This is a genomic window from Agrobacterium sp. ST15.13.013 (genome assembly GCF_027956525.1).
Classification (GTDB): Bacteria; Pseudomonadota; Alphaproteobacteria; order Rhizobiales; family Rhizobiaceae; genus Agrobacterium; species Agrobacterium salinitolerans.
This window is the reverse complement of the sequence record NZ_JAQKGP010000025.1, coordinates 1-16,711: the sequence shown is the minus strand read 5'-3', so window position 1 is coordinate 16,711 and position 16,711 is coordinate 1. Positions and strand designations below refer to the sequence as shown.

The window sequence follows — 16,711 nt, the reverse complement described above, 5'->3', positions numbered from 1 at the left end:
ACTGAGTATTTGGGCCCGATTTGACGCAACATAAATCGCAAGTTTGGCAGCCGGACCTTTTCTCGTTTGGAGGTTCGACATGGATCACCCTTCCTTTTCCGACCAAGCCGCTGATGCCCTATTTACCGAAGTGCCATTTGCTGACGAGCGGAACCGCTATTTGCATCACTGCGCCACACTCGGAGCGAGACCCGAAGTTCTCAGGGTCAAACGCAACGAACTCCTGTGGATCGCGCGACATCTCGGTCCAGAGGCTGCGGCCGGCGTCGGCATGGCGGAGTTGTTGCCGATCGCGCAGGCTCGGCAGAATGTTCACGGTGCGGCTACCGCTGCACGTCGGGTCGTCGATATCGGGCGCCCCTGGCTGAAGTTCCTTGGCTGGTGGCGTGAGCCCACTGTCATATTGTCGTACCAGGCGCAACTCGACCGGTATGTTGGCTGGATGCGCGACGAACGCGGATTGACACCGTCGACGGTGGAACAATGGGGGCGCATAGCCGGCAGATTCTTGCTGTGGTGCGAACAGTCGAGCCACCGGCTCAAGGATTTGAAGGCAGAAGACATCGACAACTATATAGCGACCCAAGGGGCCGGACGCTGGGGTCGTGTCTCGATTGCATACATCGTCTCAGCCTTGCGCGGATTTCTTCGATATGCGGCAAAAGAGGCTTGGTGCTCAGACCGCCTGGTGTCGTCAATATCGCGGCCTCGGCTCTATCGACAAGAATCTCTGCCATATGCCCCAGACTGGTCGGACGTCCAAAAGATGTTGGCTGATGTCGATACCGACCGGCCCCGCGATATCCGAGACCGCGCGATCCTAATGTTGCTGGCGGTATATGGTATGCGGCGCGGCGAAGTAGCCGCGCTGCGGCTCGACCAAATCGACTGGGCGGGGCGAACGCTTCGGCTTTTCCGCTTAAAGCGCCGACAAGCCCAGATCTATCCGCTGGTGCCCTCCGTTGCGGAAGCATTGGCACGCTACGTGGACAGAGTCCGCCCGCCGTCGTCGTGCCGAGAGGTTTTCCTCCGGATGCAGGCGCCTCGACATCCCTTAGGGGCCTCCAGCATTTATAGCGTCGCCAATCGGCGATTTGTTGCGCTCAACTTTATGGACCGCCTCTTAAGGGCGGTGGAGCGTCGTGACCGGAAGAAGTTGACCGACGTGCAAGCCGTCAGCGGTTGCGCAAACGACGATGATATCCGTCTCCAGCGCAGTGTCTTGGCCCAATGCCTGATTTTATACAGCCGAGTTCAATAAGCGAAGTGGCGCACACTGTCATCAGAACTTTCCTGCCAACCGCCCGAGGTCTCCAAACGAACAAAACCGCCTTACAACGGGCCTTGCTTCAAGATATTACCGAAACGTGCTCCCTCATGAAAAGGTCGCGAATAGGTTGCGGCTATCATCGCTCTTGATCATGGCGCACCTCATAAGCGACCCAAGGCAAAGCACGATGTCGCCTTATGTGGGGTGGCAGGATATATTGTGGTGTAAACGAGCTAAGTACAAGAGCTTTGAAGCGATTTTTGAGCACGTTTTTGCTATATTACCAGATGGTGTCCGGGTATGTTTAAAAGTGATTAATACAGCCTATCTAATTACAATTTTTATTTAAGATATTAAAATAATAATAATATCCGCGCCTTTAAATAATAAAGGTGAAAATTTTATCGCCAATCGTCGTCGTGCAACAATACGTGAGCCTGCACTTATTTTCCAAATTATATAAATAGGAAATACAAGCAGATTGGAGCAATTAGAAAGGGCGCCAATAATATTCACTACTAACATTTTATAAAAAGAACAAATACATCTGTCGACTATGCCGTACGAGTTGGTCGGGCAAAGCGGAGACTCGCCACAAGTTGAAGTCGTGAGAGGCGATGGGCACATCGTCAGAGCTGAGTGCGGCATCGAGCTCGGAAAGATTGCGCCTGCCTATCTCTCCGAGAGCAGCGAGCAACGACGTTTCAGTGCATTCCTGTACTCGCTTTCCGAGATTGTACATGCCTCTGTGTTCGATGACTTGAAGAGGCAGAGTCTCTTCAAGACGTTCAAGGAGGTTCGGTACCGAGTGCCGGGCGAGACCTCATCCGCCGTGACACCATTTGGGAGATCCCATTCGAGCTTCCACTCGGGCCAACATGTGCCTTTCACGGGGAACGGTTTGCGCTGGCAAAGGATATCGTTTTCCATCGGTTTCGGAAGGCTGCCAGATAAATATGAGCTTTTCTAAAAAGGATTCTTGTAATAATTAATCCTTATCCGGCGGGAGTCTTAAGTACTTAATGATGTTGAAAGAATTTATATTAAAAATATTCTATTCTGAATTATTGATTAATTAAATAAAGTATATAAAATATAAATAATTTTCGGTGAAAAAGATTCCATAGTTATTTATTCAATAATGCAGTGGCTCATGGAGATATTATATTATTTCTGGCGTTGTGTATTGAAATAGTCGCCGGAGTGGCGGATCATAGACACTAAAATAGAAAAAACTAAGTAACAACTGAAGCAATTATGACTTCTTTCCCTTCCTACGGTGACTATGGATGTAATAGAACAGCGGCAGATCGGAGCGATCACTTGCTCAGATCGGGCAACAACACGCCGAGATCGCCAAGAATTGCAGAGAGAGCATCCTCATTCGGTATGGCGAAGACGTTGGTTCCAGTGGGCTTCGTCTCACGGGTACCGACCCAGAACGCGATACCATTCTCCTTGTTGCCAACAGCGGTCAGCATATCTTTATCGTTTTCGCCGTTGCCGCACGCTATATGTAGGCCGATCTCACGAGGGAGTAGATTGACATAAGCAAAATAGCCTTTGCGCTTGCCTGGCGTTTCCTCGGGCATAACGCAATGACCCTCGGGTACTGCGGTCGCCCGGAAAGTGCGTCCCCAGGAATGATCTACACGCGGAAGAAGCGATGAAAGCAGATCTCCGGCCGATTGGTAACGTGGATGAGAGTCCCACATCTGACAGCCATAGAAATGCTCCATCGGAATGTTGCGGATTTCTGGGTTGCCGCCAAATTCGCTCTCCATAACCGCATGAATGCGGCTCCAGTTGGGCAGGGGAACGGATTCAAAACGTTGACCTTTGAAGATTGTGACCGTTCCGTCATTCCCTTGAAAATCAATACCTGGAATGTCTTTGAAGGGCGAAGCAGCGATTTCGCCGCAGTGGCGAGCGGACGTCAGCAGTAGGTAATGTCCCTTCCGGGCGATCTTGGTCAAATTGTCGATGATATCGATGGCAGGATTAATTTCCCAGCACTGACGGTTTCGATCTTGCTTAAAGGCGGTGCCATCACCATCGAAGGCGAGCAGAACCCGGAGAGAGGGATCCGTAAGACCGCGTGCTACCCGTTCCGCGATATCCGGAATGACCTCAACAAGAGACATATTCAAAGCTGGTGTAAATACGATCTGAATGAAGCCTTAAATGTAACGCAGCGCGGCAAGCATTAGTTGACTTTTTGGTGAGAGAAATAACTCTTAGCAGGGATTAGTTGGCCAGCCATTATCAATGTGGGGCCAGGCTGACAATGTTTGCGTGCAAGGCCGGATTATGTCGATGTAGACCTGCAGACCCGTTGACTTCCTATAAACACCGCCAATCATCCACCTCTCCCTTTCCAAGGTCTTGCCTTTTTTGCCTTGCTACCATGCCAGCCAGCGACGCGATGTGCGCTGCCGCGGTCGCCTTCCCGGAGGGTAACTGGAAGAGAGAACTCGCTGCGCTGCAGATTTTGCATGATCCTGTAGATGTGATTACGGCCGCTGTCGCCAGAGGTCTTAGCGGCATATGTAATGTCGTTGCTGCAATGGATGCCGAAAAAGTGACAGGCCTCGGCGACGTCATTCGGCGGATGCCTGCTCTAAATCACCGAATTGCCGTCGCCGCCGGTGAAACTCCAGTGCGAGACCTCGGAATAGGGTACCAGTGCGCAATCTGCCACCCCGACATAGCAAGTGCTATGTTAGCCACTTCCGACGGGATCAGCCATGCTGTCCGTGAAAAGATCGAGAAAGAAGTTGCTCAGGATATTGGAGAAGGTGCCATCGTATACATCTTCATTCAGCCGAGGATGAGTTCCAGCAACTCTCCGGTTTCTGTCCATTTCACCCTCCAGTTTGCGAGTTCTGGAGCTCTCGTCGAAGCCAGAATGATAGAGAGTTACAATTTTATGAAAGGCGATGGCACAGTGACTGCAGAGAAATTGAAAAGTCATTGGAAGCAGCACGGTATTCGCAGACCAAGTCCACGTCCGCCCAGGTCCAAATTTGAACTTCTTTTCGCTCCGGTCCCCGACAACAGTAAACTTGCCGCCGCCGATTTCACCCATCTCGGCTTGGTCGAGCGGGATAGAGAATTGCTTGGCAGTACGGTCTTCGGAATTGCCGCCAATAAACCTGGGACGGTAGTTTATCAGTGTGACAAGGTTCTGTGTCTGGAAGTGGATGTCGAGTCACACCGCGCGTTGGAGGTGCTTCACCGCCTTGGGGAGCAGGTATATAGGGCTGGTTGGGGCACGAGTTTCGGTCTTCACACAGGCCCTTCATCTTGTCTTAATCTTTCCGCTGCTGCACTCGCCACCTTTTTCAAACGGACTGATCTTTGTTCCGTCCCGCTGAGTGATGTTTTTTGTCTCTTCTGCGACCATGCCAGCCGTTGCTACGCCGCCAAAGAAGACGGACTTCCACTCACCGCCTTCTCCCTCGAAAATGAAAGTCAGTTTGAACTCGTCGACCCCCAGGTTGTCAGAAAATACGTTCTCGGTCTTTTCGACGCCCCGACAATGGTTGAGCCCCGCGATATCAGCAGAGCGAGCTTCTGCAGCCAATATATAACTTTCCGGGAACCACATCCCTGTAAGGAGTTCAATGAAATTGGTGTTCTGATCCTCGATGCTGCTGCTAAAATGCTCGAAAGTTATGCCGAATTCCTGGAAGACGATGGAAGCGATGATAATGAAATTGCGAGCGTTAAAGATGTATTTGGCTTAATTGATAGGACATTATGAGCACGATACAAAACAGAAGCAGTAACGGAAGTTTCCAATGTGTTTGATATTTGTGTTGCCATTGTATGTTGAATTCCTTTTGTCAATCTTATTGCATGTTCGAAATTGCATAAATTTGGGCCGTAATTTTCCGACTTTTTTGAATTTTCGTTCATCTCTTTAATTGTTGATGTTGTCTAGGGAGACAGCTTTATTGAATTTCAATGACATGTCGCCATTTACGTGTACATCAGAATAAAAAGATAATTCCGGCAAATAGTTTCAATTTATATATATTACATCCAGATTTACATTAACAAAGCATGCCTTCTATAAACAAAAGGAAATTCTATATTCTCTCAATACTCCATATCTACATGATGGATCTTCCCTATAACCGCCCCCGTTTCCCCCCGTTTGCTATCACCGGTCTACCTAGTGCGGCCAAACTGAAACGAGCAATTTCTCGGGCCTTTGTCTGCTATGACCAGTTTTGCGATGAACTCCTACAATATCAGCAAAGGTGGACGGATTGGGTGTTCGACCACGGATTTGCAGAAGCCATAGAAGACATGGCTCTGGTGTTCCAGATTGAACCTTGCCTTCATGGTCCCCGAACAGGCACACTGGAAGTGCTGAGATCTTGTCGCACGAAGGTCTTCATTTATACGTCGTACCGCAGGTTGCGCCACTTTGTTGAGAACCAGTGCATTGCTCAACCTGGCGACGCCGTCCTTGCTTGCATGATCCCGCCCTACGTGAGTGACCTCTCACTGCAGGAAATGTCTCGAGCCCACAATAGTTTTTGTCCAGGCAGTCACACGAGCATTGCAGACGTGCAGTGCTTTATTGCCATCCAACTCAGCAGCCTATTTGTTGAGGAGGGTACATGTGATGTGCATGGGCGAAATGGATTAAAAACAACCTGCCGCTTCTTTCGTCGTCCCGCTGAGTGCTTCAGCCGTTACGACATAGTTGCAATAGGGTCTGTGCTCTTTCACAACGCATTGCATCAGCCAGCGAACTACAATGAGGATCTTTCTTGCTTCGATCTGCGGTACGACTATCAGGTTTTCCTCCATGAGCGCGATGCCAATGATGGTGTGGGGCATTATCCGGAAGGCACACCACTACCTAGTGTCGCCATCGTAGGTGGTGGGCTCTCTGGCCTTGTTGCTGCTGCAGAACTACTTGACGCTGGCGTCAGGGAAATAGCCCTTTTTACCCCAGTAGATGAGGTTCGGAGTTTGGGTGTATCGCCGATGTCAAACGGCGACGCTCGCCAGGTCTTGACGTCATTCGGTGTCATGCCCATCTCCGGCAACCAAGTTTGTCTGTCATACTATCTGGATAAGTTTAGAATTCCGTCCAGCCTTCGTTTTCCTTGTGCCGGCAACGATCACACAGCACTCTACTTCCGGAAAAAACGTTACGAATGGCCGGCTGGACAAGCTCCACCAGGTGAATTCCAGCGGATATCTGCAGGGTGGGAGAAACTACTATACCACGGGTGTGAACGGAACGGCAGGAGGCTGATCGCTCCGATGGATATCTTTTCCATGCTGAGAGGTCGGCGTTATGAAGAAGCCTCGGAAGCAAGGCGGGCTTGGCTCAGGGAGTTTGATAATTTCACTTTCCATGCCGCTCTGGTCGAGATCTTCAGCTGCGGTGTCGAGAGTCCTGGTGGGGCGGCATGGCAAACAACTGATTTTGCTGCTTTCGGGATGATGAGATTGGGCGGCGGCCGAGTTTCTTCCTGTTACACCCTACTGTTTTCGACAGTCCTGGACTGGATAATCAATGGGTACGAGGAGGACCAGTATATCTCTGTTGGAGGGGTTCATCTTTTGCAGGCTCTGATGCGCATTGAGATATTCAAGAGAAAAGTAGGATTCCATTTTGACCCCCTGCGTGGACTAGCCAAGGAGGGCGGGAAAGTGAAGGTATGCATGAAAGATGGCCGTTCGCGCGTTTTTGACCAGGTCATCATTGGCGGGCGAGGTGGGCCCGATGCAACTAATATCACTCCGGTTAGCCATGTGACCTGTGTCGGCTATGATATCGAAGCCCCCGCTGGAAACTCGTCTGCTACTGTTAACGCAGCACTTTTCATGATCACAAAGCAAAAATTCTGGCTTGATGACGATATCCCAGCTTTGATCTGGACGGATGGGCTCGTCCGTGAGCTCTGTTGTATTGACATCGAATCGCCATCGGGAGAGGGGCTTGTTATTTTTCATTATGAAATGAACGACTATCTATCCCGCCCGTTCCAGTCCGATGAGAAGAAGAGAAGGTGCTTGGATTTAGTCAGAGAACTTGCTGCTGTCTTTCCTGAATTGGCTTGTCATTTGGTTCCAGTCAACGAAGATTACGAAGAATATGTCTTCGACGGCCACTTGAAGGATGGTTTCAGGGCCTCTTTATGGAGGGAAAATTCTCTTAAAAAATGTCAGTACAGCCAAGATCCGCATATGTATGATTCTCCGTTAATGGAGCATGGGGCAGTTTGCCAGATTGACAGTAAGGACTGCGTAAACGGAGCTTTGTTCGAAGAGCAGGTTAAGACGGGCATCATAACGGCCTGCACCGTCATTCGCAGCACCGGCGGGACACTATCTTCACTCCATCCCCTGGATTGGAATAAAATATATTTTCCTGCTTAAGTATATTAATGTATTAGTGCGTATTAATCCCGTAAGCCTGTAAGCTGCAGTAGCGGCGCTCAACTTAGCTTTCCATGAATAATAATGTTTTTCCTTTATTTTTGATTGAATCCTGCTTAAAAAATATTCTTTGAGTGGGCTTAAAATGACATTAATCAGATTCCAAAAATTTCCATCTGTGACCATTAGCGCCTTGATCGATGACATTAAAGTCTTCACATCTCCAGAGAAATGCCTTCGTGATTGCTTGTCTCCACGTGCTTTCGCATCTTGACAGCTAATAGCGGGCCCCTTGACACACTAGCCGGCCACGCAATTCGAGATATTCCCACTAACCCCAATGAGGTCACTGCATTCGTCATTGGCAGCCGCCCCACTTGCATTCGCCACTGTGCCGTTTGGGGTCCACTAGCCGCTAATTAGGACTGCATATATTTTGGACGAGCTAAGGGGTCACTATCACCTTCGGTTTGAATTTCCTTTTCACAAGACTTTAATGTTGCCAATTGAGCAGGCTGAAAGAAAATCCGCAATCAACGGAGAAAGGTTAACAGCCAAACAAAAAAAGAATGCTTCATCATTGCATAGGGTCTACAACGACCATTACTTTCGGCGGTGGGCCTTCTACTATTTTTTTCTTAGTCTTCGGCCAGCCATTTGTTAACTTCCTATATAAATCGCTTCACCAGAAGAATGAATTATTTAGATCATGCTGTAATGCTTCAATGCTGTAAGTTCTAAATGTTTGTTTCGTTTTGCAAGAAATCTATTTTGCTAACAGCACTTCTTTTATTCTCAGGATGGAACTAGCCGGAATAAACGTTGTCGGAATGGCCCAGACCTTTGGAGAGGCCTCGCTCGTTGTCTCCGACCTATTTCGGCGGGCTAAGGTCAAGAAGAAGAAGGCCAAACGTGTGTCGCCGGGCGATTTCCTCCCTGACCAAATTGCAGAGCTTGATGATCTGAGCGTCACTCCTCTGGCTATAACTTCTCCTGGGCCTCCCGTGATGGTCAATGATCACGGAATTGCCACGAGGGGACGCTTTGTCGCTGGACCGGAATATTCAGACCTACGGGGTTAATACGCAGTTCTAAACAAACCTACGGGATTAATACGCACGTGGCTCTATAATTTCGATTCATCTCGCCGCCGGAGATGATGTCGGCTATTTTCTCGTTGGTACAATAAGTTGCGAGCCACCGTGCGATTGTTTTTAATTTTCTATATAGTACTTTAACGTCTCTCTATGGCGATTTGTAATGTTTGGAATATTATTGTCTGTTAAGGCGCCTTTGTAACAATATCAATGTAAAAGCATTATCAGTATTGTGTGAGATCTCTATAAATATCGAAATGATTTGCCTATTTTCTGAAAATTGGCGGCAGAAATAATGCTGTAATAATTTATTTCAACACAAGTAAAATACATCGTGGCGTACGCTACACAACTCCTAACAGGAGCATAGGGGCTACGCCGGAAAACATAGAAATCCTACCAAACTTATAGTTAAAGGTGGCCTGCAGGGGACCTCAAGTCGCCGAGGTTTCTTTCTTCAGATTTACTATAGCAGGCTTCATATCACCCTCTTCACGTTTCTGGTTGGGTCCCGAGAGCCGCAGGGTGAGGTCTGGCTCCGGTGACGGTACCGCCGGTCGTGGCATCACGCCAGCATTTTTGGTGAACTGTGTGATGCCGCAAGCAATGACGTCATAGGAGCGGTTTCCAGTGCCTTGCCGCACGAAGAAGGTGCAGGCTACCTCCCTGCCGTACACATTTGTCACTTTTAACTCCAGCAGGTGAATGAACAAGGTACTTGCAAAAATGGCGATAAAACCTTCCAGATCAGGTTCTTCCACGCGGCGGTGCGGCCAAGCAATGTTGTGAGCACGGACCATCTCCTGGAGGGCGAGGTCGCTACGATAGGGTTGCATCGTGGTCGCCAGCACGGCCTCTAATCCAAACGTGATGGATTTTTCCTCCAGTACTTTCTGCATCTTCTCGCGAGATAGATAGACAAATACATGTCGGTCGTTTTCTCTGGCCAAATCCGGTTGATCGACAAGCATGGGGGGATGATAACATACTTTGTTTTTTAGAAGATGGGCCAGTTGTTTAAGTATGACCACCGGCGGACGGTTTTCCTCCAAATCAAGCACGCCTTGGGCCCACCTTTTCTGGAAATCCATGAGAGTTTTGCTATAGACTTGGCTATAGATTAAAAATGCAAATTGGATCTCATTGAACAAGTTAAGCTGGTTCCAGGCTTTTGTGAGATCTCGTGGTTGAAAGCGTTGAAGGAATAGTAATCGAGGAGGCATTGTGATGTGAGGTTGGGGATAACTGTGGAATAACGGCAAGTTCAGTGCCATTTAAAGTACGCCGCCGGCAAGTGGCATCAATCAGCCACAGTTTCCGGTCGGGAAAGCCAGAGGCAATCTGGCAATAATCACCATCGCATCAAAATCGATGCTCGGACATGGCGGCCTTAAAACCTGGATCAAGCGAAAAATAATGCCTGCTTGATTGGTCACGAGGTCATAGTAGTGGGCTAGCATTTTTGTCTTTTTTGTTTGGCTTTAGTGAAAGTGTATCTAAAAGATACCTGAAATGGGGAGGGGTGGGGTAGAGCTTAAAGTTTGCCGAATATTGGGTTTCGTGAAAGCTGCACGGGCAACTTGTTGATGGTTGCACTCTCGATGCTATTTATAATTAAGATGTAATTATTGCCGCTACGTGTAGTTATTGCCGATAATATCATAAATTCTATTGATGTATGTGGTATATTTTGAAATTGCATATGTCTGCTCATACAAATAATTTATTTCAATTACGCAATTACTCTTATGCCAATAAAATGTGGATTATATAGCAAGTGTAATCTTAAATACAATTTGGACCTATACGACTTAATATTGCCACGCCAGGCAACCAGTCCATTCGGATCTTGCTATAAGTGCCATACTGATACAAGTTTTAGATTTGAAGCCCATCAATCGTTTTAGAGCCCAAAAATCAAAATGGGCCGAAATAGCATTTATCTAAAAGAAGGAATCGTGGCTAGTTAAGTGCTTTGAATGAGATCCCATGGAAAAGCGACACCTGTGTGGTGCAGACAGGCCTAACGTGGTGCACAGGTTGAAAAAGTAGTGCCTTTTCGCAGCATAAATAAAGGTAGGCGCGTGCGACCATAATTAAAGGAAAAAGAAAGATGCTATTGACGATGTGACACCATTATTGGACAGCAGAACCTATTCCCACTCGTGCTTTTGCAAAGATGCAAAACCCTTAAAGGCCATTTTAAGTACAGACACGTGCCGGTCTATAATTATTTTACAAATGTGAGACGTGGAACATCGATAGTCGTATAATTTATGAATATTGGGTTTTGCAGCTATACCTAACTGATATTCAACTCATATAAGCAAAAGCATCTATAAAGGGAATGGTGCTTCCAGTTCTGGGTGCACGCCACTATTGTTTCCTACTTTGCTAACATGGCGGAATTTGACCTATGTGCTCTCTTTTCCAGTCTTAAGGTAGGCGACGTATCGTCCAGCGATGAGCTAAAGAAACACATCCAGAGCGCCTCAAAGGAGCGGACCCCCCTGACGGAGCCGGGTGAGGGCCAGTCGATGGATGTTGACGAAGAGGGCGGTCGCCAAGACCCTGGGATACTGTACCTCTACGTCGATTGCCCGACGATGATGCGATGCTTTTATGGAGGGTCTTTGCCCTACAATTCCACGCACGGCGCGCTCATCACCAATCTTCCACCATACCAGAAAGATGTAAGTCTCGGTGAGGTGTGCAGGGGGCTTAGGCAGGCATCAGGATTCTTTGGATACGAGGATGTTATCCGGAGCGCCTACTTCGCCGCACTTTCTGTCCCCGGGTACTTCGTCAAGCTGGATGGGCAGATGGAACTAACTTCAACAAAGGGAAAGTCTCTGACCTTCGACCTTTATGCCAGCAACCAGCTCAGGCTCGAACCTGGTGCGTTGGTGAGGCATGGCGAATGCAAATTTGGAATGGAGTGATGGCAGTAGCTGTTCTGACGGTGCCCAGAGGCTGGAGGTGGTACCTGTTTCACGCTAGAAATATAAATGTAATAAACTCATGGATCTGGTTGATGTAACCTGCGCCATGGATGCACTTGTTCTTTTTTGGTTCCGATGGATGGGTTGTTTGCTTGAAATGAAACCTGCCTGTTCGAAATTTGGTTATCACTTTTTCCATTTATGTTTTTAATTATTTGTGTATTAAAGAAAATAGTTCACATAGCCGCAATATATGACCGAAGCTGGCCCGCAATGCCGCAATAGATGATTAATTTGTCAAACTTAGCTATCAATATCTCGATAGAAGTGCCCACATGTTTAAACTAGGCAAACTCGTTCTCCTTGAAAACTGATAATAAAGACAAGAAAATTAGCCCACTCTAAAAAGTCACATAGCAAATTCAACATAAAGAAACCAGAAGTCAGAGGAAAGACTTTTAATCCTTGATTATTTGAACGAAATAGCCGCAATACGCCAAAGTGTCGCCTTCATGATTGTTCAATAATTTCTGTAGCAAATGGAAAACGTTTTACAAACAATGTGGCCTTGGAGTAATAATCGGAAGAAAAGTTCATAAGTCAGATAATTTGCGTTGCTGACACTAGTGACCAAGCACCTTTAAATACCTCTGCTTCCCATGCATTTTTCCAAGTTAACCTAAAGTGGCAGTTGAATGGCTCGTTATTTCGGTGGTAGCTCTCAACGGCTTCATGTCGATGATTTTCGTTTGATCAAGGAGCCCACTCGACTGAAGGCTCAGCTTGTTAATGTGGTGGAAACCTACAAGGCTGCACAAACAGAGACGTTAAAGTACTATATACCATCTGCAACTGAGCGTGTGGCTCATATGGAGGCAGTCCATGTCAACAATGCAGAAATGGGGCTGCATCCGGCCGGGTTCAAGTATCCTCTGTCCTTCGTCTTTACCTCCCTGGCCGTGGCTAAAGCCTGCAAGGAGAACAAGCATCTCGTGTGCGAGGAGCATTTGGAGGGAGATCTGATATCGTGCGTCGTTCCTCCCTATCAGACAAATGTCTCACTCGCTGCTTTAAGGGAGATCCACAATTCCATTTCGGGAGGAGGGTACCGGAATCCAACAGACATGGATTATTTTGTGGCGATCTTGCCAGATGAAAATTTCGACTATCAGAGCTGTGAAATTGTCACCAAAAATGGCGGCGAAGGCCTTTGCAAGATTTATAGCAGACAACTGGAGGGGCCCTTAGCTTATGAGGCCATACTGGCAATTGGCAAGGTCCTGTTGGAATAGGCAGTGCACCGCTGATCCAACGGGAGTTTCGATTATATTTCGTATTATCTTACATGACTTAAGATCATGCATGTTTCGCTTGTTCTCCCGTGTGTCGGTTACGTTATTGTGTTAAAATAACGGGATGATGATATCAAGTGCTATTGTAAAATATGTTATATTTTGAATATCTATAATATAAGCGCTGTGTGCGCTCGATGGGTAGTTAAATGATCATGATATATATTTTTGGGTAATCAATCGCATTGCAGTGCCGTGTGCTTATTGAAGTAATATAGTGTTAAAATTATTTATTTAATATCTGATAACATATCAAAGGGTACAACGTGATAACAAAGACGGTGGATACAGCGTTTATTGGGATATCCGCTGGCCAGTTATACGTAAATAATACAGACAGAGTTTGAGAGAGCACGCAGATTGTAGCCAAGTTGAGTGACTTGCCGGTAGCACCGAAGCTAAGCTCAGGTGTTCCAAATTGACTGGCGTCGAGGTGACGAGCACGACGACCTTGCCGGACAATGCGGTCGCAGGGGGCTCAAGGCGGGTGGCTTGTAACGGACCTTGTGCTTCTTGTTGTAGCTTTCGTTGAGCATAACCATTGGGAAGGTTGCTGAACAACGGTAGCGCACCTTTTTCAAGCGAGGGTGGCAGAAGAACATATTTGCCCGTCGGCAGACGGCGGTGAGCATGACAGCTGCTAAGGGAGTTACTGGAATCGCGTGAGCGGTGAGCATGCCGTCCTGACTATCGGCGCCCAATCAACAGGACATCCTCAACATGTTTTCCAATTCCTTGAAACCTATCTTTATAGCATTGATCTCCAACCGATCTCGATTGAGGCCAAATTTAATATTCAAAAGAGAGTTTAGTGGAAATGGAATATAATCCCGTGGCGGAAGAAGAGCCTTCAAAAATGGCAGTCCACTAGGACAGTCAATAATATCCAAAAAGCATTGAAATTGGGTTGGGCACGAGAGGCTGACGCGGATGCCACTCGATTGCTAATGGAGTGGTTCCTTTTCTAGCATATCGAATCCATCGCTTCACTATATCCTTACCTGATTGGCTGAGCTGCGAGACCACCAATAACTTCCACTAATATCGAAAGTGTGGCTGCTTTGATTATGATGCTTTGTGAGAGGTTCTCTCCCCAATAAAGTCAAGTTGACAGATTCGGATACGCCCGGTTGAGATTTTATTTCATTTTTTATCTATTTCGCATCTCGAAAAGTTCACAGAAATCAACAAGGAGGAGGCCAGGTGTTTAAATAGGTTCCAGCTGCTCTAAAGTGATCAGAAGAGAATTTACAGCTGGAGGCACAAAGCACTAATCCTGCTAAAGCATGAGCATGGCAGATGAGTTGGAGCGTCAATTGGAAGGCATTTCTCTCGTTACAGTCCTGGGTCCGGATGTGAGGGCCGAGCTTGAGGCGGCGCTACGGGACTACCGCGATGATCTCGATGAACTGCCCCCACTTTCGACCGGACACTCAGCATAAGCAGGAAGGCTCAAGCACAGGCTTGAGGATAAGCTTATGTCTAACGAGTTTCGACAGGTTGATCTGATGATCGGTGACGTCCGGCGGCGACGCTGGACAACGGAGCGCAAACTGCAGATCATCGAGGAAAGCTATGCCGCCGGGGAGACCGTTTCCTCCGCGGCGCGGCGACATGGAGTTGCGCCAAATCTTCTGTATCGCTGGCGTAGGCTCCTTAGCGAGGGAGGTGCGGTGGCCGTGGATTCTGACGAGCCAGTGATCGGCAATTCCGAGGTGAAGAAGCTGGAAGATCGAGTGCGCGAGCTTGAGCGCATCCTCGGGCGCAAGACGTTGGAGAACGAGATTCTCCGCGAAGCTCTTTCCAAAGCCCACTCAAAAAAACCGATATCGCGGCCGATCTTGTTGCCGAAGGACGGTTCCCGATGAAGACCGTGGCTGACGTCCTTGGCGTATCGAGGTCCAATCTCGTGGAGCGTCTTAAAGGCAAGTCTAAGCCGCGTGGATCATATCTCAAAGCGGATGATGCCGAGCTGCTGCCTGCCATTCGTAAACTCGTGGATGCTCGGCCGACCTATGGCTATCGGCGGATCGCTGCCCTTCTCAACAGGCAGCGGCGAGCCGCCGATCTGCCCGTCGTCAATCGCAAGCGAGTGCATCGCATCATGGCCAATCACGCCATGATCCTTGAGAAACACACGGCGGTGCGAATTGGTCGTGTCCACGACGGCAAGGTCATGGTGATGCGGTCTAATCTCCGCTGGTGCTCGGACGGGCTTGAGTTCACTTGCTGGAATGGCGAGGTGGTTCGTCTCGCGTTCATTATCGATGCGTTTGACCGGGAAATTATCTCATGGGCAGCCGTCGCCAATGCCGGGATATCCGGCTCCGACATTCGAGACATGATGTTGGAGGCCGTCGAAAAGCGCTTCGGCGCAACCAGCGCCCCGCATGCAATAGAACATCTATCTGATAACGGCAGTGCATATACCGCGAGGGAGACCAGGCTGTTTGCCCAAGCCCTCAACCTGATCCCATGCTTCACGCCCGTGGCCAGCCCACAATCGAACGGCATGTCTGAAGCCTTCGTCAAAACCTTGAAGCGAGACTACATACGCATCTCATCCATTCCGGACGCCGACACAGCTCTCCGGAAGATCGACGGATGGATTGAAGACTATAATGAAATCCATCCACACTCAGCGCTCAAAATGGCCTCCCCAAGGGAGTTCATCAAAGCATTGTCTCAATAGCTGAGCTGTCCGGCGAAATGGGGGGCACTCCACTCGACTTCTGGAAAAGCAACGGTTACGCGGTGGCGGATCTCGATCAATCTGTGACGGTCGACAAGCTTCTTTTTATGTATATGGATGAACCAATAGCAGACTTGTGTGTAAAGAATCGCATCCTCGTTTGCAACAGCAATTCAGTCGCGAAAATTACTTCGCTTCCACCATACCTGCCTGGGGTTACAAGGGCCGAGGCGTTTGAGAAACTTAACTCCATTGTTTGTGGAGGTCCTGCATCTGGATCTCTTCAATCTGCTTGTTGCGACTATTTCGTGGCGTTCCTCCCCAGCAATTGTTTTGAGAAGACCGGTGAGATATCGGTGCGCACAGTGGACGGCGAGTGTGGCCCCTTCGATGTCTTTACCCGGCAGCGTCAGCCAGAGGATCAGAGCGATATGTTTTTTAAGTATGAAGAGATTGTATGTGCTGGAAAGAGTCTATTTTTTTGAAACTAGTGTGTTTTATCTGTGTAACATGTTATGGAGTCTGATCGTATGATGTAATAGCTAAATTTGGTATTAATAATGATTGATCGTTATATAAGAATTGTTATTAACATAATTAAGTTTAGAGTAAAGCAAGAGGGAAATAAATTAAAACACTTTATTCAGTTACAAACAATTATGAAAATACAAACATAATACAAACATAATACAAACGTCGCAGGAGAAAGATGACACCGTAGGATATTTATGAGCCAAGGATAGACTTGCCAGAAGGCGAGATCGTCCTCATAGCTTAGTCGCCTTGGGCGGGCCCTAACTGGTGGGCTCCATCTTGAGAAAAAACAGCTCCTTAGTCAGGAAGGTGGCTTCCAGAACAGCGCGACCAACCTTATAGATATCGTCGGCATACTCCGGCAGGATCTCACCGAGAACCGGTGTCGCAATATCTTCGGTGACTTCACCATA

The 16,711-nt window shown here is 48.0% G+C and carries 9 protein-coding genes; 7 read left to right on the top strand and 2 right to left on the bottom strand.

What is annotated here, in order from left to right; translation table 11 throughout:
* Positions 1 to 79: 79 nt before the first annotated feature.
* On the top strand, positions 80 to 1,261 hold the full coding sequence (locus PL597_RS21000; RefSeq protein WP_077768104.1) for a tyrosine-type recombinase/integrase: 1,182 nt from the start codon (positions 80 to 82) through the stop codon (positions 1,259 to 1,261).
* A gap of 1,328 nt (positions 1,262 to 2,589) precedes the next feature.
* Here the strand turns inward: PL597_RS21000 and PL597_RS20995 are convergent.
* A complete protein-coding gene (locus PL597_RS20995) occupies positions 2,590 to 3,414 on the bottom strand; it encodes a hypothetical protein (protein ID WP_010900201.1) in 825 nt (274 codons plus the stop codon).
* A 263-nt stretch (positions 3,415 to 3,677) separates the two neighbouring features.
* Here PL597_RS20995 and PL597_RS20990 point away from each other — a divergent pair, with 263 nt between their 5' ends.
* Both PL597_RS20990 and PL597_RS20985 read left to right on the top strand, forming a co-directional pair.
* Positions 3,678 to 5,036: a hypothetical protein gene (locus PL597_RS20990; protein ID WP_077768103.1), complete on the top strand. Its 1,359-nt coding sequence runs from the start codon at positions 3,678 to 3,680 to the stop codon at positions 5,034 to 5,036.
* A 356-nt stretch (positions 5,037 to 5,392) separates the two neighbouring features.
* Positions 5,393 to 7,681 carry an FAD-dependent oxidoreductase gene (locus tag PL597_RS20985; protein WP_161991480.1) on the top strand — a complete coding sequence of 763 codons (2,289 nt, stop codon included), beginning with the start codon at positions 5,393 to 5,395 and terminating at the stop codon, positions 7,679 to 7,681.
* A gap of 1,531 nt (positions 7,682 to 9,212) precedes the next feature.
* On the opposite strand, the gene PL597_RS20980 is transcribed toward PL597_RS20985, so the two are convergent.
* A complete protein-coding gene (locus PL597_RS20980; RefSeq protein ID WP_236771578.1) occupies positions 9,213 to 10,001 on the bottom strand; it encodes a RolB family protein in 789 nt (262 codons plus the stop codon).
* A gap of 1,314 nt (positions 10,002 to 11,315) precedes the next feature.
* On the opposite strand from PL597_RS20980, the gene PL597_RS20975 reads away from it, so the two are divergent.
* From PL597_RS20975 to PL597_RS20960, 4 genes are all read left to right on the top strand, one after another.
* Positions 11,316 to 11,720 carry a RolB family protein gene (locus PL597_RS20975; protein WP_161596388.1) on the top strand — a complete coding sequence of 135 codons (405 nt, stop codon included), beginning with the start codon at positions 11,316 to 11,318 and terminating at the stop codon, positions 11,718 to 11,720.
* A 695-nt stretch (positions 11,721 to 12,415) separates the two neighbouring features.
* The gene (locus tag PL597_RS20970) at positions 12,416 to 13,012 is read left to right on the top strand and encodes a RolB family protein (RefSeq protein WP_077768172.1); all 597 of its coding nucleotides are present in this window, start codon (positions 12,416 to 12,418) and stop codon (positions 13,010 to 13,012) included.
* Positions 13,013 to 14,550: 1,538 nt separating this feature from the next.
* A protein-coding gene (locus PL597_RS20965) for an IS3 family transposase (RefSeq protein ID WP_269834369.1) occupies positions 14,551 to 15,764 on the top strand; the annotation gives its coding sequence in 2 pieces (ribosomal slippage) (positions 14,551 to 14,887 and positions 14,887 to 15,764; 1,215 coding nt in all).
* A gap of 62 nt (positions 15,765 to 15,826) precedes the next feature.
* Positions 15,827 to 16,249: a RolB family protein gene (locus PL597_RS20960; RefSeq protein WP_269834370.1), complete on the top strand. Its 423-nt coding sequence runs from the start codon at positions 15,827 to 15,829 to the stop codon at positions 16,247 to 16,249.
* Positions 16,250 to 16,711: the final 462 nt, after the last annotated feature.